Annotated in this window: 28 protein-coding genes; 19 read left to right on the top strand and 9 right to left on the bottom strand. The window is 66.6% G+C overall.

The features are described from left to right. Nucleotides 1–43 precede the first annotated feature (43 nt). On the bottom strand, nt 44–589 hold the full coding sequence (locus tag MXF70_RS03235) for a DUF7344 domain-containing protein (RefSeq protein ID WP_248517381.1): 546 nt from the start codon (nt 587–589) through the stop codon (nt 44–46). Nucleotides 590–834: 245 nt separating this feature from the next. On the opposite strand from MXF70_RS03235, the gene MXF70_RS03230 reads away from it, so the two are divergent. The 5 genes from MXF70_RS03230 to MXF70_RS03210 all read left to right on the top strand — a co-directional run bounded on the left by MXF70_RS03230 (nt 835) and on the right by MXF70_RS03210 (nt 5,702). After that, entirely contained in the window at nt 835–1,290 is a 456-nt protein-coding gene (locus tag MXF70_RS03230) for a hypothetical protein (RefSeq protein ID WP_248517379.1), read from the top strand. Nucleotides 1,291–1,348: 58 nt separating this feature from the next. Then, nucleotides 1,349–2,527, top strand: coding sequence for a CARDB domain-containing protein (locus MXF70_RS03225; RefSeq protein WP_248517377.1), 1,179 nt, complete (start codon nt 1,349–1,351; stop codon nt 2,525–2,527). Between the two features lie 231 nt (nt 2,528–2,758). Further along, on the top strand, nt 2,759–3,889 hold the full coding sequence (locus tag MXF70_RS03220; protein WP_248517375.1) for an ORC1-type DNA replication protein: 1,131 nt from the start codon (nt 2,759–2,761) through the stop codon (nt 3,887–3,889). Nucleotides 3,890–4,364: 475 nt separating this feature from the next. Then, nucleotides 4,365–4,583, top strand: a complete 219-nt coding sequence (locus MXF70_RS03215) for a DUF8151 family protein (RefSeq protein ID WP_248517373.1) — start codon at nt 4,365–4,367, stop codon at nt 4,581–4,583. Between the two features lie 117 nt (nt 4,584–4,700). Beyond that, nucleotides 4,701–5,702, top strand: coding sequence for an HVO_0234 family beta-propeller protein (locus MXF70_RS03210; RefSeq protein ID WP_248517371.1), 1,002 nt, complete (start codon nt 4,701–4,703; stop codon nt 5,700–5,702). 37 nt (nt 5,703–5,739) lie between these two features. Here the strand turns inward: MXF70_RS03210 and MXF70_RS03205 are convergent, their stop codons facing one another. Further along, on the bottom strand, nt 5,740–6,588 hold the full coding sequence (locus MXF70_RS03205) for a phosphatase PAP2 family protein (RefSeq protein ID WP_248517369.1): 849 nt from the start codon (nt 6,586–6,588) through the stop codon (nt 5,740–5,742). Nucleotides 6,589–6,692: 104 nt separating this feature from the next. Between MXF70_RS03205 and MXF70_RS03200 the strand changes: the two genes are divergently transcribed. The 6 genes from MXF70_RS03200 (at nt 6,693) to MXF70_RS03175 (ending at nt 10,771) form a co-directional block, all read left to right on the top strand. After that, nucleotides 6,693–6,932 (top strand): DUF8001 family protein, encoded by a 240-nt coding sequence (locus tag MXF70_RS03200; protein ID WP_375140838.1) that lies wholly within the window; start codon nt 6,693–6,695, stop codon nt 6,930–6,932. Between the two features lie 79 nt (nt 6,933–7,011). Next, nucleotides 7,012–7,395 (top strand): helix-turn-helix domain-containing protein, encoded by a 384-nt coding sequence (locus tag MXF70_RS03195; protein WP_248517365.1) that lies wholly within the window; start codon nt 7,012–7,014, stop codon nt 7,393–7,395. Nucleotides 7,396–7,938: 543 nt separating this feature from the next. Then, on the top strand, nt 7,939–9,198 hold the full coding sequence (gene thrC, locus MXF70_RS03190) for a threonine synthase (protein WP_248517363.1): 1,260 nt from the start codon (nt 7,939–7,941) through the stop codon (nt 9,196–9,198). Between the two features lie 130 nt (nt 9,199–9,328). Next, nucleotides 9,329–9,592 carry a PilN family protein gene (locus MXF70_RS03185; protein ID WP_248517361.1) on the top strand — a complete coding sequence of 88 codons (264 nt, stop codon included), beginning with the start codon at nt 9,329–9,331 and terminating at the stop codon, nt 9,590–9,592. 139 nt (nt 9,593–9,731) lie between these two features. After that, on the top strand, nt 9,732–10,106 hold the full coding sequence (locus tag MXF70_RS03180; protein WP_248517359.1) for a cupin domain-containing protein: 375 nt from the start codon (nt 9,732–9,734) through the stop codon (nt 10,104–10,106). Then, nucleotides 10,103–10,771, top strand: coding sequence for a DUF8052 family protein (locus MXF70_RS03175; protein WP_248517357.1), 669 nt, complete (start codon nt 10,103–10,105; stop codon nt 10,769–10,771). The genes MXF70_RS03180 and MXF70_RS03175 overlap by 4 nt, the downstream gene beginning before the upstream one ends. A gap of 222 nt (nt 10,772–10,993) precedes the next feature. Here the strand turns inward: MXF70_RS03175 and MXF70_RS03170 are convergent, their stop codons facing one another. The 4 genes from MXF70_RS03170 to MXF70_RS03155 all read right to left on the bottom strand — a co-directional run bounded on the left by MXF70_RS03170 (nt 10,994) and on the right by MXF70_RS03155 (nt 16,966). Continuing rightward, nucleotides 10,994–12,889 (bottom strand): carbon starvation CstA family protein, encoded by a 1,896-nt coding sequence (locus MXF70_RS03170; RefSeq protein ID WP_248517355.1) that lies wholly within the window; start codon nt 12,887–12,889, stop codon nt 10,994–10,996. 213 nt (nt 12,890–13,102) lie between these two features. Then, nucleotides 13,103–14,077, bottom strand: coding sequence for an ArsA family ATPase (locus MXF70_RS03165; RefSeq protein WP_248517353.1), 975 nt, complete (start codon nt 14,075–14,077; stop codon nt 13,103–13,105). Between the two features lie 44 nt (nt 14,078–14,121). Continuing rightward, nucleotides 14,122–14,418, bottom strand: coding sequence for a DUF7990 family protein (locus MXF70_RS03160; protein WP_248517351.1), 297 nt, complete (start codon nt 14,416–14,418; stop codon nt 14,122–14,124). A gap of 445 nt (nt 14,419–14,863) precedes the next feature. Continuing rightward, nucleotides 14,864–16,966, bottom strand: a complete 2,103-nt coding sequence (locus MXF70_RS03155) for a DUF460 domain-containing protein (RefSeq protein WP_248517349.1) — start codon at nt 16,964–16,966, stop codon at nt 14,864–14,866. Nucleotides 16,967–17,041: 75 nt separating this feature from the next. On the opposite strand from MXF70_RS03155, the gene pheA reads away from it, so the two are divergent. The 4 genes from pheA to MXF70_RS03135 all read left to right on the top strand — a co-directional run bounded on the left by pheA (nt 17,042) and on the right by MXF70_RS03135 (nt 19,381). Further along, a complete protein-coding gene (pheA, locus tag MXF70_RS03150; RefSeq protein ID WP_248517347.1) occupies nt 17,042–17,845 on the top strand; it encodes a prephenate dehydratase in 804 nt (267 codons plus the stop codon). Between the two features lie 80 nt (nt 17,846–17,925). Next, nucleotides 17,926–18,324 carry a hypothetical protein gene (locus MXF70_RS03145; protein WP_248517345.1) on the top strand — a complete coding sequence of 133 codons (399 nt, stop codon included), beginning with the start codon at nt 17,926–17,928 and terminating at the stop codon, nt 18,322–18,324. Nucleotides 18,325–18,419: 95 nt separating this feature from the next. Then, on the top strand, nt 18,420–18,875 hold the full coding sequence (locus tag MXF70_RS03140; RefSeq protein WP_248517343.1) for a peroxiredoxin: 456 nt from the start codon (nt 18,420–18,422) through the stop codon (nt 18,873–18,875). 107 nt (nt 18,876–18,982) lie between these two features. Then, on the top strand, nt 18,983–19,381 hold the full coding sequence (locus MXF70_RS03135) for an Hsp20/alpha crystallin family protein (protein WP_248517341.1): 399 nt from the start codon (nt 18,983–18,985) through the stop codon (nt 19,379–19,381). Between the two features lie 83 nt (nt 19,382–19,464). On the opposite strand, the gene MXF70_RS03130 is transcribed toward MXF70_RS03135, so the two are convergent. Continuing rightward, nucleotides 19,465–19,989 carry a hypothetical protein gene (locus tag MXF70_RS03130; protein WP_248517339.1) on the bottom strand — a complete coding sequence of 175 codons (525 nt, stop codon included), beginning with the start codon at nt 19,987–19,989 and terminating at the stop codon, nt 19,465–19,467. Between the two features lie 135 nt (nt 19,990–20,124). Here MXF70_RS03130 and MXF70_RS03125 point away from each other — a divergent pair, with 135 nt between their 5' ends. The 3 genes from MXF70_RS03125 (at nt 20,125) to MXF70_RS03115 (ending at nt 21,684) form a co-directional block, all read left to right on the top strand. Next, complete coding sequence (locus MXF70_RS03125; RefSeq protein WP_248517337.1) at nt 20,125–20,466, top strand: glutathione S-transferase N-terminal domain-containing protein; 342 nt, start codon at nt 20,125–20,127, stop codon at nt 20,464–20,466. Further along, nucleotides 20,467–20,979 (top strand): redoxin domain-containing protein, encoded by a 513-nt coding sequence (locus MXF70_RS03120; RefSeq protein ID WP_248517335.1) that lies wholly within the window; start codon nt 20,467–20,469, stop codon nt 20,977–20,979. 66 nt (nt 20,980–21,045) lie between these two features. Further along, nucleotides 21,046–21,684: an L-threonylcarbamoyladenylate synthase gene (locus tag MXF70_RS03115; RefSeq protein ID WP_248517333.1), complete on the top strand. Its 639-nt coding sequence runs from the start codon at nt 21,046–21,048 to the stop codon at nt 21,682–21,684. Between the two features lie 34 nt (nt 21,685–21,718). Here the strand turns inward: MXF70_RS03115 and MXF70_RS03110 are convergent, their stop codons facing one another. Then, the gene (locus tag MXF70_RS03110; protein WP_248517331.1) at nt 21,719–22,369 is read right to left on the bottom strand and encodes a class I SAM-dependent methyltransferase; all 651 of its coding nucleotides are present in this window, start codon (nt 22,367–22,369) and stop codon (nt 21,719–21,721) included. Nucleotides 22,370–22,751: 382 nt separating this feature from the next. Continuing rightward, complete coding sequence (radA, locus tag MXF70_RS03105) at nt 22,752–23,786, bottom strand: DNA repair and recombination protein RadA (protein ID WP_248517329.1); 1,035 nt, start codon at nt 23,784–23,786, stop codon at nt 22,752–22,754. A 277-nt stretch (nt 23,787–24,063) separates the two neighbouring features. Here radA and MXF70_RS03100 point away from each other — a divergent pair, with 277 nt between their 5' ends. After that, on the top strand, nt 24,064–24,798 hold the full coding sequence (locus tag MXF70_RS03100; protein WP_248517327.1) for a DUF120 domain-containing protein: 735 nt from the start codon (nt 24,064–24,066) through the stop codon (nt 24,796–24,798).

Genomic DNA, 24,798 nt, shown 5'->3' with positions numbered 1-24,798 from the left:
GCGACGGCCATAGACTGCTACTCTCCTTCCCCTGGACCGGCCGTCACGGCGGTCGTTCACGATCTCCCAGCCGATGCCGCCGACTGGAGTACGTGTGGAACGCGGCCGATACGGCGAACAGCCCCACGACCAGTCCGGCCCAGCCGAGCGGCGAGACGCTACCGCCGCTCGGCAACACGCCGCCCCAGACGCCACCGAGCACCGCAAAGCCGACCGCCGAGAGGCCGAGATAGTAGATGCCCCACGGGATCTCGCCCTCCGGGACGATGTCCATGTAGACCTCGAGCTTCCGCGCATCCTCGGTCAGCTCGACCTCGTGATCCTCGTAGGTGATCATCCCGGCGTCGGCGAGCGTCGGGAGGTGCGTCTGCTGGAGGGAGGTGTACACGCGCTTGCGCTCGTCGGAGGTCAGCTCGTTGACCTGCTTGTCGAGTTCCCAGGCCGCGACGGTCTCGGCCAGATCCGAGGTCGTCACTGGCTCGTCGGCCTGCTTGCAGTAGTGCAGCGTGTAGCGCCGGCGGTGGTTCGAGAGGAGGTCGAACACCTCGTCTCGATTCGGCCCGCCGTCGCCGGCCTCGCTCGTCGCCACTGTGGTTTCAGGCGTGGATTGCCCGACACAAAGTGCTTCCGGCCCGATCCGGGGACGGCGTGGGGTTTCAAGCAGGGCTTTCTACCTGACCGGCGGCACACTGCCCGGTTTCAAGCCCTCCTTGCGGTCGTTCAAGCGGCTCAATACGAAGGGGGTGGGGTAGTATGGATAGCTTACACAGCGTGGCCCGGGGGACCACCACGGGACGCGTGTGACAACCGACGACTACACAACCACGATTCAACATGAGAGCAACTCGACGCAACGTCCTGGTTATTCTGGGCGTACTGACGATCGCCGGCGGCGCACTGTTCGGAACTGGCGCGTTCACCACTGCAGAGGCAGACCGAAGCGTGAGCATCGAGACGGCCGACGACTCGAACGCCGTCATCGGCCTCCAGGCCGGATCCTCGAACTGGGTGACCAGCGAGGACGGTCAGCTGACGATCGACGCGAACAAGCTGAACCGCAACGCGACCTTCAACGTCGATCCGGCCTTTACGGTCGAAAATAATTACGGCGAGGAGATCTCCGTCACGATCTCGCAGGACGCCTCTGGCAGCGCACCGGCCATCACTGCCAACACTACGAGCTTCACGCTGGCAGACAGCGCCACCCAGAACGTCGGGCTCGATATCAATACGACTGGTGTCTCTTCGGGCAGCTACGACGTAACGCTCACCGTCGAAGCCGCGACGTAGACCACGCCGAACTCTTCGATTCGGCACCGCACGCCAACTATTCACATGATCTCCACAGATGACTCGATCACACCTCGTCGTCCTCGCCCTCTTTCTGATAGCGGCGGGAGTGATCGGTCTGGGCGCGGCGGCCAGCGCTGACTCCGGGGGGAGTCCCGAAACCGCCGCGGCGACCGTGGACGCAGCCAACGGCTCCGTCGTTTCCCTCTCGCCGTCTTCTGGACCCAACGGTCAGTACGCACAGATCGACGGCGACGGCGAGCTGGCGCTGACCTTCGAGGATCTCAACGAGGACGCCGAGACCAGAGTCGACGAGGTGTTCACCGTCGGCGTCACCGCCTCGGAGTCAGCCGAGATCAGCGTCGAGAGCGACGCGCCGGGCGTCTCCTTCTACTGGGGCGACGATCCCAGCACCGACGCTGGTGAGCCGCGGACGGTGCAGCCCGGAAGCGACGTTCGGGTCGGCGTCTACGTCGACAGCTTCGACGACGTCGACGACGGGAAGTTCACGGTTATCGCCCAGACCGACGAAGACGACGATGAGGACTCCTCGACGTCCATCGTCGACGCGGACGTCTCGCCAACGGAGATCACGGTCGGCGAGTCGGCGACCGCGTCCGCGACGATCTACAACGAGGGGTCCACGCGGGAGCCACACACCGTTCGCCTGTCCATCGACGGCACGGTCGTCGAGCAGCGAACCGTGGGCGTGGATCCGGGTGACACGCGGACCGTCACCTTCGAGCGCACTTTCCAGCAGCCTGGCGAGTTCGAGGTTGCCTTCGGATGGCTGACCGCTGGCACGGTGACGGTCACCGAGCCTGCGGCCGGCGGCGGATTCGAGGTTTCGAACGCCTCGCTCTCGCCGGCAGCGATCCAGCCCGGCGAGACGACGACGGTCACCGCGGACGTGACCAACGACGGCACAGAGACGGACACGTTCCTCGCCGAGCTGTCGGTCGGTGGCGTGGTCGTCGCGGAGCGAGCCGTCGAGGTCGCTCCCGGTGCGACCGAGCAGGTGACCTTCGAGCGATCGTTCGACCAGCGCGGGCAGTACGAGCTGGCCATCAGCGGAAGCGCGGCCGGCACGCTCGCCGTGGAGTCCGAGACCGCGACCTCGGTGCGGCGCTACGGCAGCGAGTACGGCTGGCTCCTCGGCGCGCTGACGGTGCCGGCGCTCGGCGGCGCGTTCGTTGCCGCCCGCCGGCGTCAGCGGCTTGTGGACGGCGATCGGTAGGCGCTCTGCCCGACGGGGGACGGTTCGTTCGACGGGGCGCTTCCTTCGATGGGGGACGCTCCCTTCGATGTGGTACACCTCGCTCGGCGGGGTACGCTTCGCATCGCGGCCCCACCGCCCAGCGATTTCCCGTTTCACGGATCGTCCAGCGAGTAGCATATCGCAGGAAGGCGTGCTCCTGCCGCCGTCAACGCCGAAAGCTTAAGGCCACTGGGAAGCGTGGTGAAAGTGATGGATGGGGACCCCGATGAGGGGATGCTCGCGTGGGACGAGACGGTGTTCCGGGACGAGCGCGTCTTCGAGATCGACTACGTGCCCGAGACGTTCGCACACCGCGAGTCCGAACTCGAGAGTCTGAAGTACGCGCTTCGGCCCGCGGTACGGGGATCACGGCCGCTGAACGCGCTGGTGCGCGGCCCGCCCGGCACCGGAAAGACGACGGCGATCCACAAGCTCTTCGGCGAGCTGGGTGCCGCCGCCGACGTCTCGACGGTTCGGGTGAACTGCCAGGTCAACGACACCCGCTACGCGGTCTTCTCCCGCCTGTTCGAGCACGTCTTCGACTACGAGCCACCAGCCTCGGGCGTCTCCTTCAAGAAGCTGTTTCGCCAGATAACCGAGCGCCTCGTCGAGAACGAGGAGATCCTCGTGGTCGCGCTCGACGACGTGAACTACCTGTTCTATGAAAACGAGGCCTCCGACACGCTCTACTCGATGCTACGTGCCCACGAGGAGCGCGGCGGCGCCAAGATCGGCGTGTTCGTCGTCTCTTCGGATCCGGATCTCGACGTCATCGAGGCGCTCGACGGCCGCGTTCAGAGCGTCTTCCGCCCCGAGAAGGTTTACTTCCCGACCTACGGGCAGGCCGAACTCATGGATATTCTCGGCGCACGCGTCGAGCGGGGGTTCAACGAGGGCGTCGTCGGGCAGCCGGTGCTCGATCGCGTCGCGGAGCTGACCGCCCAGAGCGGCGACGTCCGCGTCGGCCTCGACCTCCTGCGCCGGGCGGGCCTCAACGCCGAGATGCGCGGCAGCCGGGAGGTCATTCTCGACGACGTCGAGGAGGCCTTCGACGCCGCGAAATACGTCCACCTCACGCACAGCCTCCGGACGCTGTCGGATTCGGAGGCCGAACTGGTCACGGTGCTCGCCGAACACGACGGCGAGCAGGCCGGCGACGTCTACGAAGCGTTCCGGGACGCGACGGATCTCGGCTACACCCGGTACTCCGAGATCGTCAACAAGCTCGACGAGCTCGGAATCGTCGAGACCGAGTACGCGGATCTCGAGGGGCGCGGACGGTCCCGAGAAATCCGGCTCGCCTACGAGGCGGATGCCGTTCTCGACCGCCTCGAGCGTTGAGGGTAGCCTTCGGCACGTTTCTCTGCGGCCCTATCTCGACGAGCGATCTCTCTTCACGATCTCTCCTCGCGAGCATTCCCTGTGAACCGACAGCACGACGCACGGATCGGGGGCTTTTTTGCCGTGGTCGGGAACCAACGTACGTGCCGAAAGTTTCGTGCCCCGAGTGCGATCGTGAGGTCGCGATGCACGAACTCGAAGCGAACACTGTCACGCAGTCCGACGGGTTTTCGACGAGCTACCGGTGTCCGTACTGCCGGGGCCAGATCGAGGACGTTGCCGATCACCTCACGTGAGGGCCGGCCGCTTGATCCCGAGGCGACGTCGACCGGCGGCTTCGGGTCGTTCGTGCCGTGCCGAGCGCCGTTGTAGTTCGCTTTCGTACTCCGACGCTCCAGTATGCCGTCCAGTGTGGCTCTCCACACGGCTGAGCGCTCCGAAAAGGTGATAATAGCCCAGCAGCTGGGTTCCGGCGATGAACTCGATCGTCGAACTCGCCGTCTCACTCGCTGGCGCCACGCTGTTGACGCTGCTGGGGCTGTTCGTGGAGCTCCAGAGCATGCTCAGGTTCACCGCTGGAGAACTCAAGACTGCCGCGTGGTTCGGACTGCTCGGTCTCCTGTTCCTGTACGCCGGCATCTACCTGCTGGGGTACGAACGCGTCGTCAGGACCGTCCTGACGCCCACTGAGTGAGGCGTTTTCTGACTGTCACCGTTCGGTGACCACCTCTCCGGACGGAGACGATCGCCAGGCGACCCCGCTGCAGCCGCCAACGGAACGTTTTCGTCCACTCTCTGATCACGTACGGACATGGACATCGCGGAGAAGCGCGTCTACGACGCGAGCGCCGGCAGGACGCGCCTCGCCGTCGCAACCGAGCAGGGACTCGCGATCGTCGGCCTCTCGGCGGACGTCATCGGCGAGTTCGGGCTGGCGCTCAGAACGCCGGTCCACGACGTCGTGCCAGCCGGTGCTGGCCGACTGCTCGTCGCGACCGAAAACGATCTGCAACTCGTCGCGCTCGGAGACGACGGCGTCGCGGCAACCGCTGGCACCGCACGCACTGGCGTAGGCGCGACGGAGGCAGTAGCGATCGCTGACGGCAGCGAGCGGGACGCTGCAACGGAAAACCGCGCTGCCGTCGTCGCGGCCGGCAGCGACGGGATCGTTCGCCGCGCTTCGCTTTCGGCAGTGCTCCAGCACGCAGGGGCCGATCGCGGTGATGACGCCGTCGACTGGGCCGATATCGGTGAGGCCACGGTTCGGCGCGCCGACGGAGCCCTGCTTGCGACACCCGACGGCGTCTACCGTGCCGGCCCGTCCTCGATCGAGCACGTCGGCCTCGACGACGTGCGTGACGTCGCCGTTCCGACGGGTGGTGCCGGCCCGGGACCGTTCGCCGCGACGGGCGACGGACTCTTTCGGCTCGGTCCAGGCTGGACCGAGGAGCGATCCGGTGCGTTCGAACTCGTGACGGCCGGCGGCCCGCCCGATCACTATGGTCGCGGATCGACTGACGACACTGGCAGCGGATCGACCGACGCCACCGACGACGAAACGACCGGCAGCGGATCGACCGCCCCAGCGGCCCACGCCTGGTCCGATGGGGAGCTCCTCGCACGCGAGGACGACGAGTGGTCGTCCGTCGAGTGGCCGGCCGGGGCCGCAGCTGCCGACGTGTCTTACGCCGCGGACGGCAGTTCTCTCTTCGCCGTCGCGAGGGACGGGACCGTGCTCGTCGACGCCGGCGATGGCTGGCGCACCCGGTCGATCGGTCTACGTGGGGTATCGGCGTCGGCCGTCGTCGAGTAAGTGCCCGATGGCTGCTGGTTTCGCGCCGACTCGCCGGCTAGAGCTTGACCGGATCGAGCGGTCGCCGATCGTCGTCGCCGTCACCGCGGTACAGGGCGACGCTCCACTGGGCCGTACCGACGCTGAGTAGCGCCAGCCCAATCCCAGCGATGACGTCGGTGAACCAGTGGATGCCGAGCGCCATCGTCGCGAGGACGACGCTCGGTGCGATGACAGCGACGATCGCCAGCCAGCGCGGATACTCCTCGCGGGTGTACCACGCGAAGACCAGCACCATCACCGCCATCGAGGTGTGGAGCGACGGAAACGCGTTCGAGTTGGTGTTGATCGCGCTGGTGATGTACATCACCTCCGGGAACTCCTCGAACAGCGGCTGTCGAACCCGGCCGACCTGAAGGTTGCGCGGGCCGAACACGTTGAAGACGATGTAACAGAGCGCGCCGACGAAGTAGTTCACCGCGTAGGCGACGAACAGCATGGCGGGTTTGACGACGTCGTCGAGGACGATGTATGCTATTGGGGGGTACATCAGCAGAGCACCGTAGCCGATGACGTACACTGCGGAGAAGTAGAGGAACATCGGCTCCGGGATCGCCTCCTGGAGGTGTGCGACGAGGTTCCCTTCGAAGTCGTGAATTTCGTGAGTGAAGTTCACCGCGAACGCCGAGGAGAAATCGTCGATACGGGGGCGGAGATAGGCGTTGAACAGCAGTACGACTGCGAGGACGCTGACGTACGGCAGGAGCTCAATCACTCGGCCTACGGGGTCGCGATCGAGCGCTGCGCGGGCGTAGCCGAGCCAGCCCGTCACGAGGGCGAACACCACGACGAGGGCCACCGTCGGCCCGAGGGTGTAGCCCAGGACGTCCCACGGAATGACCGGCATTGCCAACTATCTCCGACTGCGTCGGGTAAAAATACCCCGTTTCGGGGGAGAGATCGGGGTCGGCGATGGGAGGAACGAAGTGGATCCCCGGCGATCGCTGGCGTATGACGGGACCGTTGCGGGTCGACGCCGGTGAGGTGACCGCTGACGAGATCCTGGTCGCGCTCGGGGAGGGTCGATCGGTCGTCGTCAGCACCGAAGTCCTCGGCGACGACCACGAGGTCACGCTCCGTCACGACGGCGACCAGTACTACTGCGACACGCCGACGACGTTGCACACGCACGACACCCGCGAGGAAATGTTGCAGTGCATCGAGAAACACGGGTACGCCAGCGATTCCTGACGCGACTGGGGCCACCGAACTCGCCACTAGACCGATCGCGGTGAACACGCTTAGGTCCCATCGGCTGCAACCGGACTCCATGAGCGAGCCCGATCACGACATGGCGTCGCTGATGGAGGCGTCCGATCCGGCGTTCGACGCCGTGATGACGTGCGTGTTCGGGATTCAGGAACACGAGACCCGAACGTATCTCGCGCTGCTCGATCGCCCCGGCACCACGGCGGAGGAGCTCGCAGACGTGCTCGACCGCGATCGCTCCAACGTGAACCGCTCGCTGACGGCGCTGCTGGAGAAGGGGCTCGTGAGCCGCGATCGCCGGCTGCTCGATCCCGGCGGCTACGTCTACCAGTACACCGCAGTCCCGCTTCCGGAGGCGAAGGGGCTGCTCCACGAGGCGCTCGACGCCTGGACCGAGACCGTCCACGGCGTCATCGACGAGTTCGACGCCGACGATCGGGAGTGAATAGTGGGGATGCGGTCTTGGCTGGCACCCGGCATACTGCCGCTGCGACCGCCCACGGAAGCCCCCTCCCGCTCGTCGATGTACGCTTGCTGCGCTCCTCACTTCGCTCGCTTCTGCTCGCTCGTTGCGGTGCTTGCTACTCCTACCTCGACGAGCGGTCGGCTCCTTCCGGAGTCCCCACCCTGTGGTGATTTGAGGCGAGCGTAGCTCGGTGGACTGCTCCACAGAGCCTGGCGCGTGGGGTCGGCAGCTGACTCCGCCCGACCGGAGGATCCACAGGAGCGATGGCCCACCACACTACCTCGCGGGCGGGACTGAAAGGGGCCGACCGGTCGGCGATAGCTGACGACGCAAGCACCGCAGTGACCGAACGAAGTGAGGGAGTGAGGCGCGCAGCGAGTCAGGATCGTCGAGCGGGAGGGGGCTTTCGACGCGGTTTTGCTTCTCGCATGGTCGAAGCTAGTGATTCGAGCACGATCTGGTCCGCAAGTCCATAATCGCGGAACCGCCTCGCTTTTGCCCGCGGCCCGCAATGCCCTGCCAATGAGCCTCTCACTGACCGAGCCCGCGGCCGCAACGCCCGCCGAGGCCGAGAACGGCGTCTGGCTGGCCTGCATCGACTGCGGGGAGACCCTCGCTCCGTTCGAGAGCGTCGTCTACACCTGCCCCGACTGCGATAGCCTTCTGGAAGTTCGCTACGCCGACCCGCCGACCTTCGATCAGTTCTCGGGATCCGGCGTCTGGCGATACGAGGCGGCCCTGCCGGTCCCTCAGCACGTCTCGATCGAGGAGGGCGACACGCCGCTGTACTCGGTCCCTCGCCTCGAGGAGTCAGTCGGCGTCGACTCGCTCCACGTCAAGCACGAGGGGATGAACGGCACCGGGAGCTTCAAGGATCGCGGGATGACCGTCGGCGTCGGCGCTGCGAAGGAACTCGGCGTCGATCGCCTCGCCTGCGCGTCGACGGGGAACACCTCCGCAGCGCTGGCGGCCTACGGTGCCCGCGGGGGCATGGAGACGCTCGTCCTGCTGCCTGCCGGGAAGGTGGCTGCCGGGAAGGTCGCGCAGGCGAGCCTCCACGGCGCGCGGATTCTCGAGGTGGACGGCAACTTCGACGTCTGTCTCGACATCGTGCAGGATCTCGCGAACCGGGGCGAGGCGTACCTCCTGAACTCGTTGAACCCCTTCCGCCTCGAGGGCCAGAAGACGATCGGTCTGGAGATCCTCGAGGCCCACCGCGAGCGCCTCGGCGAGTATCCCGATCGGATCGTCCTCCCCGTCGGTAACGCGGGCAACACCGCTGCGCTGTACAAGTGTTTTCGCGAACTCGTCCAGGCCGGCGAGCTCGAGCCCGAGCAGGTGCCGAAGCTCACCGGCGTTCAGGCCAGCGGCGCCGCGCCGATGGTCGAGGCGATCGAGAACGGCGCCGACGAGATCCAGCGCTGGGAGAGCGTCGAGACGCGTGCGACCGCGATCCGCATCGGCAACCCCGTCAACGCGCCGAAAGCGCTGCCGGGGATCCGCGAAACCGACGGAACCGCCGTCGCCGTCGACGACGAGGCCATCACCGAGGCCCAGCGCGATCTCGCCGAGGAGGGCGTCGGCGTCGAGCCCGCCTCCGCGGCCTCGCTGGCCGGCCTCCGCGAGCTCCGCGACCGCGACGTCGTGGCCGACGACGAGCAGGTCGTCTGCCTGACCACTGGCCACCTGCTGAAAGATCCCGACGCTGCGGCCGCTGCGGGTGCGGCGCCCGAGTCAGTCCCCGGCACGACCGAAGGCGTGCTAGAGCATCTGGGTGAGTAGCCGTTCCAACCACCGTCGCTCCGCGACCCCGAACGACCCCCAACTCGGCGGAGAATCGCCAGCAGGGACTCCCGTGTGACGACCGTCTGACAAAGTCTTTTGACCACCCGACCCGTGACGGTGTGTCGCCATGTCAGCACCTCCAGAGGACGGAACAACCGCAGGCGGGAACGGGGACGGACCCGCTGCGGCCCAGGTCGCTGCAGAGATCAACGGGAACGGGGAAGTGAGCCGACTCCGCTCGCGTGTCAGCCAACTAGAGAACGAAATCGACCGGAAGAACGCCGAGATCGAGGCCGTTCGTCGGCAGTACGAGGCGATCCTCCAGCGCGGCGCCTACGACGACGGCGCGTCGGAGGCCGGCGATACCGGACTGCTCGATCTGCTCCGATAGGGGCGCGGCGCCGTTCGGTCGCTTCGCGAGCATCTGCCGCTTCACTGTCTGCCGCTTCGGTATCTGCCGGCTCTTTTCCCCTTCTGCGTCGTCCCTCGGGGCCAAAGCTATGTACCCTCGGGGTGACACCAGTTCACACATGGGATATGCAGTGATCGATCCTGCGGAACTGCCGGCCGCCGACGATCCCGACCGGGAGGCGAGCAGGCGATCGATCAGCGACGCTGTGGGACTCACACACCTCGGGGCGCACGTCTACGAGGCCGCACCGGGCGAGACGATCCCGCTGGCGTACCACTACCACGAGGAGCAGGAGGAGCTGTTCTACGTGCTCTCGGGCACTCTCTCCCTCGAGACGCCCGAGGAAGACCTCGCCGCTGACGCCGGTGAGCTGATCGTCGTGGAACCGGGCAGCCCGCAGCGAGCCTACGTCGCCGCAGACGCGGACGAGGCGGCAGAGGTGCTCGCGATCGGCGCGCCGTCGGCCAACGACGCCCACCCCTACGAGCCATGAGCGGCGCTGGCGACTCCCCCGACGCCGAGACAGAAACGGGAACCGACCTCGACGCCGGTGTGGACGGGGATGCCGACGCTGGCGACGAGGCGGATCCCTTTGCCGACGTCCCCGAGTGGGAGGACGAGTACGTCAACGAGGTCGCTGGCCGACTCCTCCACAACTACGATCTCGAGCAGGATCGCACAGTCCACGGCGAGTCCTTCGACCTCTACGGAGAGATGGAGCTCCACAGCCAGAAACACGTGCTCCACCCCTCGATCTCCTTCGCTCACCACGAGTCCCACGAACATCTGTTCCTCCGCCGGGTAAGCTCCGCCACCGTCGCGGAGATCGACCGACTGCTCGAACTCGGCCACGATCTCGCCGACGAGTGGATCGATCCCGATCCCGAGCATTACAGCACGGACTTCACGTTCGTGCTAGTCGCTCCGAAGATTCCCGAGGACGTCCGCGAGACGATCGCGGGAACCGACGAGCGCACGCTGTTGAAATACGGGTACAACGGCCACTACGACGTCCACGTCGCGGTCGTCGCGCCCGACCGCGAGGCGCTGGTCGCCAGCGACGAGGCCGACGTGCGCGAGGCGCTGACGCTCTGGGAACCGATCGAGAACGAGGAGCGGGGCCTCCTCGGGCTGATCTCGCGACGGCTGCAGATCTGAGTCTGTGATCGACGGCGTCGCGGCCCGCCCTTCGTCGCCGCGAGCGCTCCTACGCCCGAGAGGACGGCCAGCGTCCCAGCGGCGATGTGGATCCCGAGCGTCCACGTTTCGAGGGTCGTCATACGTCCCCCTCAGACGCCGGCGGCATACGCGTCACGGCAGTCGGGAGTCACGACTCGCATCCCGTGGATCCGAAAAATGTCCGGTTGGCGGGTAGTGGCGTCAGTCGTCACTGGGCTGGTCGGGATCGCCACCATCTGCGGCGACGCGTTCGCCGCCCAGATCTCTCACCTCCGTGATGTTGTTGTAGCCCATCCAGAGGAGGCCAAGCGCCAGACCGACCAGCGTCAGTCCGATCGCGAGCTGTGCAACCGCGGAGAGCTGTGCCAGTATATCGGTTTCTGCGTCGGCGGTTTCGCCGAGCAAGCGTCCCCCGAGCACCGTATACAGCGTCGTCCACAGCAGGCCACAGATCGTGACCACCGTCATCAGCGCCATCGGGACGCCGGTCGAGACGAGCTGCTTCGTGTCGTCCCAGTTGGCGATCCAGACGGTCGCGGTCAGCAGGGCCATCGCGGCCAGCAGCTGGTTGGCCCCGCCGAACAGCGTCCAGAGGTCCTCCCAGTTACCGGTGTAGACCAGGAGGAACGCCAACACGACGATGACGCTCGTGTTCGCGAAGCGGTTCGCCGCGAACTCCTCTGCGGTCGTCTCCGGCGTGCCGACGATCTCCTCCATCATATACCGGCCTAGCCGACAGGCCGTGTCCATGCTGGTGAGCAGGAAGCTCGCGAGCACGAGCGCCATGAACGGCGCCGCGTACGTCATCGAGATCCCGAGCGTGGTGAGAATCGCGCCACCACCAGTCGCGAAGTTCGGGAGTGCGAGCCCGATCCCGCCGGTCGTCCCCTCGGGAGCGACTGCGATGATCGCCACCGACGCGATCGCGACGGAGGCGAGCAGCCCCTCACCGAGCATCCCACCGTATCCGATCAGGCGGGCGTCGGACTCCTGATCGAGTTGTTTTGCCGTCGTGCCCGAGGACACCAGCGAGTGGAATCCGCTGATCGTCCCGCAGGCGATGGTGACGAACAGCAGTGGGAACAGTGGCATCAGTGGGAGGCTATCGGCGAACGGCCCGCCGTCTCCCATGAAGCCATAGAACATGTCCAGTTCGATGGTGAGGTCGAGTGCCTGGCCGCCGCTGGTCGAGGCGTCGACGCCGGTGATGAACGTGCCGACCACGATCGCCAGTAGTGCGCCACCGACCCCGGTGTACAGCAGGAACGAGGACAGGTAGTCACGCGGCTGGAGCAGCATCCACACCGGGAGAACGCTCGCGATCCCGCCGTAGATCAGCGTGACGACGAGCCACGCGCCGATGTTGGTGCTGTTGAGCACCTCCAGGAACCCTGGCCCAGAGTCGCCGAACAGTATGATCACGTCACTGCTCGCGTTACCGAAGGCGTCCTGCGTGCCAAACAGTGCCATTGGGTAGTTGACGCCTACCCAGACCGACGCGAACACGCCTGCGACGAACAACACCGTTCCCGCCGCGAAGGGAAGGTCGAACTGGTAGAGCCACAACCCGAACAGCACTGCCAGCGTGATGTACAGCATGCTGGCGGTCGCTGCGGACGGGTAGGCGTTGAACGCGACGCCGATCACCAGCGCGAACACCGCCACGACGAGAATGATGAGGAGGAAGGCGAACCACAGCAGCATGTTCTTCCCTCGCTCCCCGACGTACTCGCCGATGATGTAGCCGATCGACTTCCCTTCGTGCCGCAAGCTCCCCGACAGCGACGTGAAGTCGTGGACTGCGCCCAGCAGTGGGTTACCGATCGCGACCCACAGGAACGCCGGGACCCAGCCCCAGATCATCGCTGCCGTAATCGGCCCCACGATCGGGGCGCCGCCCGCGATGCTCGAGTAGTGGTGCCCGAGCAACACGGGTTTCTTGGCCGGTACGTACTCCTGACCGTCTTCGTATTTGTGGGCTGGCGTGTCGCGACTGTCGTCCAGTTCGACGAACTGGGACAGATACCGACCGTACCTGAAGTACGCGACGGTAAACGACGCGAGTACCAGCGCCACGATCCAGATTACCCCTGCCATGACATACCACGGGTACGATCATGAAGATCATGCTCATAAATATAATCCATTTAATTTGATATTTCTTTGCACGATTCGCGCGATATATATCGGGAATCCAAAATCGTGTGTGTGGTCGTGGCCCAGCACAGACGGCCAGATCCAGCGAGTCCGCCGCGCCAGTGAGAACCACTTCATTCCGGAGCCGGCTCTGCGACCGACGGCGTCGATTACTCAGTCTCCCGCGGCGATCTCGGCCGTCGGATCGATCTCGATCTCGTCGGCGACGTCGGCGAGCAGTGAGTCTTTGACCTCGCGGACTCGCGTCTCGATCTCGCCGACGACCGGTACCGAGAATCCCGCGCGGATCTCCTCGAGGCGCTCCCGTTCAGTGTCGACGCGGTCCCGGAGGAAGGTCGCTCCGCGGCCCTCCTCTTCGGGGTCGGGCGCGGGCGTCAGCTTGTTCACGACGAGCCCGTCGACGCGCAGCTCCGTGTCCTCGATGCCGCCGATCGCCCGGTCCGTCTCCCGAATCGACAGCTCGTCGGGGTTGAGGACGAACGTGAAGGTGGCCTGCTCGCGGAGCGTTTCGCCAGCGTACGCGAACCGTTCCTTGCGCTCGGTGAGCCGTTTCAGGATCGGATCGCCCTCCTTCATCCGGCGAGCCTGCTGTTCCCCGATGGCTGCCTTCTCGTAGTAGTCGATGGATTTCTCGCGTTTGTGAAGCAGCCGGTCGATCCACCCCTCGAGGAGCTCCGGAAGCGCAAGCAGGCGTAGCGTTCCGCCCGTCGGCGAGGTGTCGAATACCACGCGGTCGTAGGGGTCGGACTGTTGCATCACCTCGATGAACCGGTCGAACAGCGCGGCCTCGTAGGCGCCGGGCGTCTGGTGGGCCATCTCGAGCTGGAGGGAGACCTCGTTGACCATCGCGGGACTGAGCTGTTCGCCGAGCTGGCTGCGGAGCTCGCCGAGGTGGTTCTGAACCTCATCCTCCGGATCGATCTCCATCGCGTGCAGGTGGTCGTGCCCTTCGACGGGAGCGGGATCGTCGGAAAACGCCTGGTCGAACACGTCGGAGGTGCTGTGGGCCGGATCCGTCGACACCACGAGCGTCTCCAGTCCAGCGTTCGCGCATTTCAGACCGTACGCGGAGGAAACGGTCGTCTTCCCGACGCCGCCTTTCCCGCCGAAAAAGCGAAATCGCGCCATCAGTGATCCCCCGCCGCAGTCGTTCCGGTGACTGGTCCGTTCATTCAGAAGTGGTACTGCTGGCCCTTGCGTTCGACGAGCGAGTCCCGGTCCCACATCCGGCGCTGCCAGGCCTCGAACTCGTCGGAGAGGAACGGTAGGAGCTCCGCGGTGTAGTACGACACCGGGCTGGGGATGCCGAAGGCGTCCGGGAAGCACGCGAGCATGAACGCATCCTCCAGATCCTCGGCCTCCTTCTCGATCTTCTCGTAGGCCGGGTGCGTGAGCATTCCGTGGTAGAGCCCTCGCGCCCAGATTTTCAGGGCGTCGAGAAACTCGTCGATGCGTTCTGCGAGCGTCATGTACGCCGTCTTTCGCTCCGGATCGCAAAAGCGTGTCGCCGACTAGCACGATTGTGCGGTTACTCGTCTGGTTCGAATTCGTGAGGTGGTTGTCATTGTTCTTCGATGGTGGCCTCCGAAAGTCCCCGAGCGCTCGATGCGCCGTCGGAGCAAGCTCCGACGGGGTTCGCCTCGCTTCGCTCGGCTCACCGCCGAAACGCGCGCCACCGCCCACCACCGTACATAGCTCGAATTGACCAAGCAACAGGGTGGGACTGGAAGGGGCCGACCGCTCGCGTTCGCTCGCGAAGTCAAGCACTGAACCGAGCGACCGAAGGGAGCGAGGGAAGCGCGCAGCGAGCGAGCGGGCGCGAGCGGGAGGGGGCTTCCAAGCTGTTAGTTGCCGTGACCCCGTCCCCTCGGAGCGCTACTCACAGAGGCCGACCCACCCCACGAACAGCGATTGTCAGGCTTCGTTGTCGCCGGCGCGGTGCTCGCTGATCAGCTGGTCGACCATCTCGGCGGTCTGTTCGCGTTCGCGCTCGCGCGCCCGGCGCTCCCAGTCGTCGATCACCGCCTCGACGTCGGACTCGCGGGCGACGGCGAGCTCGTCGACCTCCTGCATCGCGACGTCGTCGGCCGGCCCGACCGGAATGTCGGCCTGGAACAACACGGCGTCGGCAATCTCAGAGAGGTTCCCGGTCCCGAGCAACACCACTCGCGGACCGAAATCGACGATCGTCTTGGCGGTCGATCGCCCCGCGCCGCCGGCGTTCCGGAGGTAGATCACGTCGTCTTCGGCGAGGCCGTAGGTCTCGTGGGCTGCCTCGATCGCGGAGGAGGTGAACTCGTCGACGGGTTTGACCGGTACGAGCCCGCGTTTCTCGGGGTCGACGTCGGCGAAGTTCGAGTGGTCGAGCTTCCAGAGCGCTTTCAGCCGGTCGAGTTTGCCTTCGAGGTCCGCGATCGTCTCGTCCTTGCTCTCGAGGTCGCGCTCGAGGGCCTCGTTCCGGCGCTTGAGGCGGGTCACCTCCCGAGTTTCGCGAACTTCTTGGCGCTCGCGGCTGCGTGCGGATTCGAGGTCGGACTCCAGGTCGTCGATGCGGTCGTCCTTCTCGGAAATTGTCGTTTCGAGCTCCGCGACGTGCTCCTGCAGGCGCTCGACCTGCGATTCGAGGTCGCGGATCCGTCGCTCCTCCTCGGTGCGCTCGGGTGGCTGGTGACCGTCGTCGCCGTCCTCCGCGTCGTCGATATCGTCTCCTGCTTCTTCGCGGATGTCCGCGAGCACCGCCTCGACTGAGGTGTCCTCGGCGAGCACCCGGCCGGTGACCTCGCCGTGATCGACGTCTCGGGGGACCTTCCGCGCGATCCGCTCGAACTGGTCGGCGTGATCGTCGTGGGCGAACAGCGCAGCGGCGACCGCGTCGCGCTCGTGGTCGTTGTCGTAGCTGTGATCGGGCGCGCGGTGGAGCTTCTCGTCGACCGGGAGATCCGTCTCGGGGATCCAGCCCGCTGCGTCGAAACTGCGGCGAAGCTTCTCGACGGTCTCGGGCATCGGTTCGACGTCGGCGGCGACGAGAATCGGCCGGCCACGCTCGACGATCCACTCGGTCACCGCGGCGGTGTCGGCGGTCCGCGTCGATAGCACGTCCAGGATCTCCCCGTCGAGACCGACCACGGCGACCGCCGTCGTCGTTCCGGGATCGACGCCGACGAGGACGTGATCCCGGCGTTTCGCGAGGGGTTCGAACTCGATCCCGTCCCGGCGTTCGCGCTCGATCTCGATGCGAACGTCGCCGGCGCGCTCGCGGCCGATCGGTAGCTCCTCTGGGCTGGCTTCGACCTCGAACACGGATCGGGAGAAGCCGCCGTACTTCTCGGTGATCTCCTGCTCGTAGTCCAGCCCGGCGTCGTCGAGCGCCGATTCGACCTCCCGACTCCGTTTGCGGACCGCGCCGTGGATCTTTCGGGTGTAGCGGTCCTCGCTCCAGCCGCCACCGCCCCCGGTGGAGCGACCCCGGGCGACCTTGACGTTCGTCGTGTTCGTAAAGGCCGAAACGATCTGGCCGACGTTCGCCGCGGCGAGGCGCGCCGAGGCCTCGGCCTCCTGCATCGGATCCTTGCCGTAGGGCACGTCGTGGCGCTTGGCGACGCGGGAGAGGGGCTCGGGCTGCTCGTCGCCGGTGACCTGCACGAGTCGCGTTCCGTCGGGCAGCTCCCGGAGGAAGCGCACGAGATCGTCCGCGTCGGTCGCGAGCTCGTAGACGTTGTCCGTCGCGATGAGCGCGGGCTCCTCGCTGGCGATCAGCCGCCGGAGCTTCCGGTGGGTGACGACGTCGCGCTCGATCGACGGAGCGTCGCGAGCGGACGCGGTCGCTCGGCCGCTCTCGGCATCGGCGGGGGAAGTTGCATCGGCGTCGGCAGATCCATCGCCGCCGGCTACGTCGCCGTCGTCGGTCCCCCAGTCGAGGACGACCAGCGCATAGGACGGTGCGTCGCCGCGGACGTCCCCGCTGTGGACGTCGACGCCGAAGATGGCCTCGTCCAGTGCCCGCGTGCGTGGGCTCACTGCGAGATCCAAGGGACTGCGAGGGCAAAAACCCACGGCGGTGGGCTTTTGTCCCGACACGGAGAACCCGCGACCATGACCGCAGTCACGCTCGGGCCCGAGGGAACCTACTCACATCGCGCCGCAGAGGCCGTCGACGAGAGCGTCGCCTTTCGCGAATCCGTGACGGCCATCGTCGAGGCCGTCGAGAGCGGCGAGTTCGAGCGTGGCGTCATCGCGATCGAGAACAGCATCGAGGGCTCCGTCACCGAGAGTCTCGACGCGCTCGCGAACAGCGAGGTCGCGGTCGTCCGTGAGATCGTGACGCCAATCCGGCACGCGCTGCTGGCCCAGACCGACTCCTTCGACCGGATCGAGAGTCACACCCAGGCGCTCGCACAGTGCCGGGGCTATCTCAACGATCACTATCCCGACGCGGACCGCGAGGCCGTCGCCTCCACCGCCCGCGGCGTCGCCCACGCTCGCGAGGATCCCGCAGTCGCGGCGATCGGCCACCCCGCCAACGCCGGTGACGACCTGCAGGTGCTCGCCGAAGACATTCAGGATAGCTCCTCGAACTCGACGCGGTTCTTCGTGATCGCGGGCCCCAACGACGCCACCGACGCGGGCGGGAAGTCCTCCTTCGTCGTCTACCCGAACACGGACTACCCCGGACTCCTGCTCGAGCTGCTCGAGCCGTTCGCCAACCGCGACGTGAACCTCACTCGCGTGGAGTCCCGTCCCAGCGGCGAGCGGCTCGGCGACTACGTCTTCCACGTCGACATCTCGGCGGGGCTCTACGAGGACCGAACGCAGGCGGCCCTCGACGACATTCGTGCGATCGCCGAGGACGGGTGGGTGAAGGAGCTTGGCTCCTACGACGTCGAGACCGTCGTCTGAACCGATCCGGTCGGACACCGACGATTGGTTCTCGGACAAACACCGATAATTTTAGGAAAGCGGTCGGCTGTCAGTTGTGCATGGAACGCGGACGATCCGTTCGATCGGTTGGCATCGCACTCGCACTCGTTCTCGTGGTCTCGCTCGCTGGCTGTGGCGCACTTGGAGGCGGTGGCGGCGGGAGTAGCTGTGGCCCGGGCGAGACCAAAATCTCCTCGGTCGCAGGCGCCGATATGACCGATCGTCAGCAGGTCAGCTTCACGGGTGAGGTCGTTGCACTGGCGTCGCCGGACATGGAAGGCGCTCAGCAGGGCAACTCCTACGCCATCGACGACGGGAGCGGCTCCGCCTTCGTTCCTGGCCTGTCCGATGGAGTCGAGGAGGGTGACTGCGTGACCGTCAGCGGGTCGGCCTACCCGAACCCCGCGGACGCCGGTGCGGACGTCATCATGTCGGCGACGAACGTCACCCAGAACTGAGCGTCGCGACCGAGGGACTGCGATCGGTTCTCCCCGCCTGGATCGATCCTCCGCGAACCGGTGGCGGTAAGCCTCCGGCGTCGGTACGCCCGGATATGCCTCTCGACGCCGGTGCCCCAGCGCCCGAGGTGACCGCTCCGAATCAGGACGGCGAGGTCGTCAGCCCCTCGACCGACGGGCCGACGGTCGTGTACTTCTACCCTCGCGACGACACGCCGGGCTGTACGACCGAGGCGAACCAGTTCCAGGCAGAGATCGATAGCTACCGCGACGCCGGCGTGGCCGTCTACGGCGTCTCGACGGACTCCGTGGACTCCCACCGGGATTTCTGCAACGCCCAGGGTCTGGAGTTCGATCTGCTCGCCGATCCCGAGGCGACCGTCGCCGACGCGTTCGACGTCGACGCGAACAGCGGGGCCGCCCCTCGCACGACCTTCGTCCTCCTCGACGGCGACGTCTGGCGCGTCTACGACTCCGTTTCGCCGGACGGCCACGCTCGCGCCGTGCTGGCCGATCTCCTCGACGCTGGCGTGGTCGAGTTGTCGGAGTGAGTGGCAGCGGGACAGCATTCGCTGGGTTTCTCAGCTTCTGCACTCGTCGATAGATCCCTCGCCGTCGGACGATGCTTATTACGCCCCGGGACGAAGGACAGAACGTCATGGCACGCACACCGTTCGCGGAACTCGAGCGACTGTTCGACCGGATGGAGTCCCAGTTCGACGGCCAGGCGGCGATGGGCCGCGGGATCGCCGTCGACGTGATCGACGAGGACGACGCCTTCACCGTGGAGGCCGAACTGCCCGGCTTCGAGGCGGGTGACCTCGATCTCACCTACTCCGAGGGGCGGCTCTCCATCGCCGCCGATCGCGAGGAACGCGTCGAAACCGAGTTCGTTCGCAACGAGCGCCGAACCGCCGTCGAGCGAACTGTTCGGCTCCCCGATCCCGTCGACGCCGACGCGATCGAGGCCGACCTCGACGAGCGCGGCGTGCTCCGGATCACGCTCCCGAAGGAGGCGCCCGAGGAGGTCGGCCAGCGAATCGAGATCGGCGAGTAACGACTGCTACCGACGATGGAGCCTCGACCGCCGAGCAACCACCGCTACCGACGGTTGCAACCGTCGACCGCAGAATAAGACCGCTACCCGCGGCCGCTACCGCCGACCGCGGAGACGATCGATTCGACTGCCGCATCGACCGCGCCACTCCAGCCGTCGGGCAGCGTCCCGCCGCCCTTTGGCGGATCGATCGGAAGGTCGATCGGCTGGTAGGCTACGGTCTCGAGATACTCTTCAGCGGCTGCGCCGACGAACGTCGCGTCCTTTCGCTTCGAGGAGACACCGCCGCTGGCCAGATCGTAGTAGCTCGTAAACAGCTGGACGACGACGGCGTCCCGGTCCTCGAGCGTCCTCCGGAGCGCCCCGCCCTCGGCGAGATGGCGAAACAGTGTGGCGGTGTTGTTGGCCGGATCCGCACGGCGCCACTCCAGTTCGACGAGCACCAGCCGCTCTTCGGACTCTCCGACGACGTCGACGGGCGTTCCGCCTCCGCCGCCCCCGCCACCATCGGCACCGACGGAGCGCTCGACGGTCCACTCGGCGTCGGGCAGTGCGGCGGCGAGCCGCTCGGCGAGGCGGTCCTGAATCTGGCGCGCGTGCTCGCCCACGAGCTCGTGCTTCCGGGGGCTGGGTCCTGAACGTTTGGGCCCGATCGCGTCCGCACGACTGCGAGCGACTCACGTCACCGGCAACACGTCAGGGACGCCGATGGGCTTACCCGCCGTTCGCCCCAACGATCGCTCATGCCAGCCGAATCGACCGACGAGCAGCCGCCGATCACGCTGTACCGCCTCCAGGCCTGCCCGTACTGTGAGCGGGTCGTTCGCCGCCTGCAAGAACTCGACCTCGATTTCCAGTCGCGGTTCGTCGAGCCGATGCACGGCGATCGCGACGTCGTCAAGCGGGTCGCCGGCGTGCGGACTGTGCCCGTCATCGTCGACGAGACCACCGGGGTCACGATGGCCGAGAGCGGGAACATCGTCTCGTATCTCGACGGAACGTACGGCGAGGGCGGCGACCGCGTGCTGACGGACGGTGGCCACACCCACTCCGACGGAGGCCGCGCCGCCGGAGGTGACGCGTAGATGCCCGACTTCGAGGTCGTCGACCTGCCCGAGACTGATTACGTCGAGGCCGGCGACCAGGCCCCCGACTTCGAGCGCCCGCTCGTGAACGACGAGTTCTGGGAGGACGTCTCGCTCTCGGAGCTCACCGACGATGGACCGGTTGCTCTGATCTTCCACTCGATGGACGGCGCCTTCCCCGCGACCTACGTCTGGAGCGAGATCGACGATCGGGGCTGGATCGACGAGTTCGACGCCCAGTTCGTGGGCCTGTCGATCTCCTCGCCCTACGAGCACGGCGATCTGCTCGAGGACAGCGGGATCGACGCGTCGCTGTTTTCGGACCCCGCCAACGGCGTCGCCGAGGCGTTCGGCATCGTCAACGATCTCGATGGGATGGCCGGCGTCAGCGAGCCCCGCCCCGCAGTCTACCTGATCGACGAGGATCGCACCGTGCAGTACGCCTGGGTGGCGGACGAGTGGCCAGAGTTCCCGCCCTACGACCACGTCGAGGACGCGCTGGCCGATCTGTAGCGCCACGACACCCCCGTTCGTCTCGATCCCGCCCGCTTTTGCGCGAGGAGCCCCGATCAGAGGCCAATGACCGAGGACGGCCCGTCCGAGCCCACTCCAGCGGGCGGTGAACCAGTTTTAGACGGCGATATCGACGCCGCCGCGGCCGCTATCGACCGTGGCGACCTCGTGGTCTACCCCACCGAGACGGTCTACGGACTCGGCGCGGACGCGACCGATCCGGACGCCGTTGCAGCGGTCTTCGACGTGAAGGGACGGGATCGCTCGAAGCCGATCTCGCTGGGCGTCCCCGACGTCGAAGCGGCACTGGCCTATACGACGCCGACCGTCCGCGAGCGTCGCTTCATGCACGAGTTTCTCCCCGGGCCGGTGACAGTCGTCGTCGAGCGAAAACCGATCGTGCCGGACGTGCTGACCGCCGGCAGCGACCGCGTCGGGATTCGCATCCCCGATCACGAGCTGGCGCTAGCCCTGCTGAGGGCCGCTGACGTCCCGATCACTGCCACGAGTGCGAACGTGAGCGGGACCGGGAGCGTCTGCGAGGTCGAGACGCTGAGCGAGTCCGTTCACGAGGCAGTCGCCGCGGTGCTCGACGCCGGCCAGACGCCCGGCACCGAGAGCACCGTCGTCGACGTGGACGCCGGCGAGATCCACCGTCGTGGTGCGATGGCCGACGCGATCGAGGAGTGGCTCGACGAACACTGACCGGAGCGGTAGCGGTGGCGTCTTCGGCGACCGCCTACGATTCCGGCGCCACTGTCGCGTAGCAGTTCCCGCTAGAGACCTGCGAGTCAACGATCTCGAGATCGCTCTGCGCGAGCTCCGCATCGAACTCGTCGGGATCGTAGACGTGGTAGAACCGATCGACGGTCTCGCCGTCGGGCAGTTCCCACGGAATCGCGGCATCGAAGCCGCTCCCGTCGGAGCCCCGTTCCTCTGCGTCGAAGCGGTCGGCCTCGGTGCTCCACGCCGAGACGAGCGCTTCCCCATCGTCCGTGAGCACTCGCGCAATTTCGTCGAGGCTCTGGATCCGGAGCTCGCGGCTCGGGAGGTGGTGCAGCGTCGCGATGGAGATCGCGATGGCGACCGTTCCGTCGCCGAGGGGAAGGCTCGCGGCGTCGCCAGCGAGCAGGTCGGCGTCGACGTCGCTGCGTTCGCTTGCGACGTCGAGGAGTTCGGTGCTGATATCGAGGCCGATGGGTTGCTCCACCCGTTCGGCGAGCGGCGGGAGGTGCCGGCCGTTGCCGCAGCCGACGTCGATTCCGAACGTACCGCCGGCTGTGGATTCGAGGAACTCCGTGACCTCTGGCCAGGGGTATCGGCGCGTCTCCGCGAAGTGGGCCGCTATGTGATCGTAGACCTCCTGCGTCGCGGCCCGAGAGTTGTCCATTCGAGTTCGGTATTGATCGCTTGCCGCTAAACAGCCGCGGTTTCTCGCTCCGGGCCAGCAGACCGCTTGGAAGCCCCCGACCGCTGGAGCGATCTATCTCGCTGCGCCCTTCACTCAGTCGCTTCGCTCCTTCGTTCCAGTGCTTGCGTCGCTACATCGCTCCAGCGGTCGGCCCCTTCCAGTCCCACCCGGTGTGGCCGGTGGGGGCACCGTCTGCGGTTGTCAACGTCGCGAGCGCCACGTGCGCGAGCGGTTCTCCGCGGGTGAGGGACAGAGTCCCGATCCCGCGGCCTTTTTTGGCGGAGATTTTTTTTTTGCGCGAGCGGTGCCCGCAGGCCGCTCGAAGAGCGGCCGAGGACACCCGAGCGGAAAAAAGGTCCTCTTACTCAGGCTTGAGGCCGCCGCCCTCGATCCGCATGACTGCCTCGCCGTCGGCGAGGTTCGGGGCGTCGACGAGGCGGACGATCCGCTTGTCGCCCTTGGACTTCCGGAGGTACATCCGGAAGGTGGACTTGTGGCCGAGGATGTTACCGCCGATCGGCTGGGTCGGGTCCCCGAAGAAGGAGTCGGGGTTGGAGGCGACCTGGTTCGTGACGACGACGGCCGTGTTGTGGAGGTTGCCGACCTTGTCGAGGTCGTGGAGGTGTTTGTTGAGCTTCTGCTGGCGGTCGGCGAGCTCGCCACGACCGACGTACTCCGCGCGGAAGTGGGCGGTCAGCGAGTCGATGCAGAGCAGGCGGACGGGGTACTCGTCGTCCTGACTATCGCCGGCGAGCTCAAGGGCCTTCTCCGCGAGCAGCATCTGGTGGTTGGAGTTGAACGCCTTCGCGACGTGGATATACTCGAGGAACGAGTCGACGAGCGCGTCCATCGTCTCGTCGTCGTCGATGCTGCCCTCGATCTCTCGCTCTTCGAGCATGGCCTTCTGGGCCTCCTCGGGAAGCCCCCGAACCATGTCGTCGATGCGCTCGGGGCGGAACGTGTCCTCGCTGTCGACGAAGATGGCGGAGCCGTGGAGTCCGCCGTGCTCCTTGGGGAGCTGGACGTTGATCGAGAGCTGGTGGGTCACCTGGGACTTGCCGGAGCCGAACTCACCGTAGACCTCGGTGATCGACTGAGTCTCGACGCCGCCGCCGAGCAGTTCGTCGACCTCGTCGACCATCCAGGAGAGCTTGCCGATGCGCTCGCGGCGTTCGAGGACGGCCGACCCGGTCTCGAAACCGCCGATGTCGGCGGCCTCACGCGCTGCACTGACGATGTCGGCGGCGGTGGACTCGCCGACGTCGGCCGTGTTCGACAGCTCGCCGGGGCTCGCGACGGCGAGGCTCTGGAACGACTCGAACCCGTTGTCTGTCAGCTTCTCTGCGGTCGCCGGGCCGACGCCCGGGAGGTCTTCGAGGTCAGCGTCTGCTGCCATACACTCTCCTCGGGCGGGATGGGACATAAACCCCCGTTTACAGGGGAGTGAAAGTGAAAATCTTGGAGTCGGTCACGCTTGTGTACGGCGATCTCCGGTGCCGAAGCCGGTGAAGCGCTGCGGCGGCCGTGACGGCCGCAATCGGCCGGCTGGGGCCCAGCGGGGACCACGAACCCCTCGCCGCGGCATCCCTCCTGAACCTGTGGACTGCCGTCCCAATTTCTGGACGCATCACGCATTCGGCACGCTTATGCGCGATCGGGCGCAACTGACCGGTATGAGCAACGCCGCACGCAGTGCGGTCGGCTACGACGAGCTGGCGGTCCTGAAGCTGCTCGCCCTCGAGGGCGGACTCGACGGCGAGGTCAAGACGTCCTGTGGCGCGCTCGGCGACGCCGTCGGCGCCTCCACGCAGACGGCCTCTCGCCGCCTCCAGCGCCTCGAGGACGCAGGCCTGCTCGTGCGCGACACCGTCAGCGACGGCCAGTGGGTCGAGCTGACCGAGGACGGCGAGCGCGAACTGCGCAACGAGTACGAGGACTACCGGCGCATCTTCGAGGGCGTCTCTCGCGTCGCCCTGCTGGGCACCGTCACCGGCGGCATGGGCGAGGGTCGCCACTACATCACGCTCCCGGGCTACATGAAGCAGTTCCGCGAGCGTCTCGGCTACGAGCCGTTCCCGGGCACGCTCAACGTCGATCTCACGGAGGCGAGTCTGCGCCGCCGCGGCGCGCTCGACGCCATGGATCCGGTGCCGATCGACGGCTGGGAGGACGACGAGCGGACCTACGGTCCGGCGGTCTGTTACCCCGCGACGATTACCAAGACCGATCCCGACGCTGGCGCCGCCGAGGACGACGATGCGCCCACCTACGACGGCGCTCACGTCATCGCGCCCGAGCGCACCCACCACGACGAGGACCAGCTCGAAGTCATCGCGTCGGACAGGCTTCGCGACGAGATCGATCTCGACGACGGCGACCACGTCACGGTCACCGTCCGGGGGACCTGA

The sequence above is a fragment of the Salinarchaeum laminariae genome (assembly GCF_023204835.1).
In the GTDB taxonomy this organism is placed as follows: Archaea; Halobacteriota; Halobacteria; order Halobacteriales; family Salinarchaeaceae; genus Salinarchaeum; species Salinarchaeum laminariae.
The sequence above is the reverse complement of the archived record's forward strand: the minus strand, read 5'-3'. Positions and strand labels throughout refer to the sequence as shown.

Bases quoted from the DNA above. Each gene is read 5' to 3' on its own strand.
- MXF70_RS03225 (WP_248517377.1), top strand. From the start codon at position 1,349: ATGACTCGATCACACCTCGTCGTCCTCGCCCTCTTTCTGATAGCGGCG.
- pheA (WP_248517347.1), top strand. From the start codon at position 17,042: ATGACCGCAGTCACGCTCGGGCCCGAGGGAACCTACTCACATCGCGCC.
- MXF70_RS03230 (WP_248517379.1), top strand. From the start codon at position 835: ATGAGAGCAACTCGACGCAACGTCCTGGTTATTCTGGGCGTACTGACG.
- MXF70_RS03140 (WP_248517343.1), top strand. From the start codon at position 18,420: ATGCCTCTCGACGCCGGTGCCCCAGCGCCCGAGGTGACCGCTCCGAAT.
- MXF70_RS03165 (WP_248517353.1), bottom strand. From the start codon at position 14,077: ATGGCGCGATTTCGCTTTTTCGGCGGGAAAGGCGGCGTCGGGAAGACG.
- MXF70_RS03200 (WP_375140838.1), top strand. From the start codon at position 6,693: ATGACGGGACCGTTGCGGGTCGACGCCGGTGAGGTGACCGCTGACGAG.
- MXF70_RS03210 (WP_248517371.1), top strand. From the start codon at position 4,701: ATGGACATCGCGGAGAAGCGCGTCTACGACGCGAGCGCCGGCAGGACG.
- MXF70_RS03195 (WP_248517365.1), top strand. From the start codon at position 7,012: ATGAGCGAGCCCGATCACGACATGGCGTCGCTGATGGAGGCGTCCGAT.
- MXF70_RS03125 (WP_248517337.1), top strand. From the start codon at position 20,125: ATGCCAGCCGAATCGACCGACGAGCAGCCGCCGATCACGCTGTACCGC.
- MXF70_RS03205 (WP_248517369.1), bottom strand. From the start codon at position 6,588: ATGCCGGTCATTCCGTGGGACGTCCTGGGCTACACCCTCGGGCCGACG.
- MXF70_RS03145 (WP_248517345.1), top strand. From the start codon at position 17,926: ATGGAACGCGGACGATCCGTTCGATCGGTTGGCATCGCACTCGCACTC.
- MXF70_RS03120 (WP_248517335.1), top strand. From the start codon at position 20,467: ATGCCCGACTTCGAGGTCGTCGACCTGCCCGAGACTGATTACGTCGAG.
- MXF70_RS03175 (WP_248517357.1), top strand. From the start codon at position 10,103: ATGAGCGGCGCTGGCGACTCCCCCGACGCCGAGACAGAAACGGGAACC.
- MXF70_RS03220 (WP_248517375.1), top strand. From the start codon at position 2,759: ATGGATGGGGACCCCGATGAGGGGATGCTCGCGTGGGACGAGACGGTG.
- MXF70_RS03185 (WP_248517361.1), top strand. From the start codon at position 9,329: ATGTCAGCACCTCCAGAGGACGGAACAACCGCAGGCGGGAACGGGGAC.
- MXF70_RS03115 (WP_248517333.1), top strand. From the start codon at position 21,046: ATGACCGAGGACGGCCCGTCCGAGCCCACTCCAGCGGGCGGTGAACCA.
- MXF70_RS03110 (WP_248517331.1), bottom strand. From the start codon at position 22,369: ATGGACAACTCTCGGGCCGCGACGCAGGAGGTCTACGATCACATAGCG.
- MXF70_RS03135 (WP_248517341.1), top strand. From the start codon at position 18,983: ATGGCACGCACACCGTTCGCGGAACTCGAGCGACTGTTCGACCGGATG.
- MXF70_RS03170 (WP_248517355.1), bottom strand. From the start codon at position 12,889: ATGGCAGGGGTAATCTGGATCGTGGCGCTGGTACTCGCGTCGTTTACC.
- MXF70_RS03180 (WP_248517359.1), top strand. From the start codon at position 9,732: ATGGGATATGCAGTGATCGATCCTGCGGAACTGCCGGCCGCCGACGAT.
- radA (WP_248517329.1), bottom strand. From the start codon at position 23,786: ATGGCAGCAGACGCTGACCTCGAAGACCTCCCGGGCGTCGGCCCGGCG.
- MXF70_RS03215 (WP_248517373.1), top strand. From the start codon at position 4,365: ATGAACTCGATCGTCGAACTCGCCGTCTCACTCGCTGGCGCCACGCTG.
- MXF70_RS03100 (WP_248517327.1), top strand. From the start codon at position 24,064: ATGAGCAACGCCGCACGCAGTGCGGTCGGCTACGACGAGCTGGCGGTC.
- MXF70_RS03160 (WP_248517351.1), bottom strand. From the start codon at position 14,418: ATGACGCTCGCAGAACGCATCGACGAGTTTCTCGACGCCCTGAAAATC.
- thrC (WP_248517363.1), top strand. From the start codon at position 7,939: ATGAGCCTCTCACTGACCGAGCCCGCGGCCGCAACGCCCGCCGAGGCC.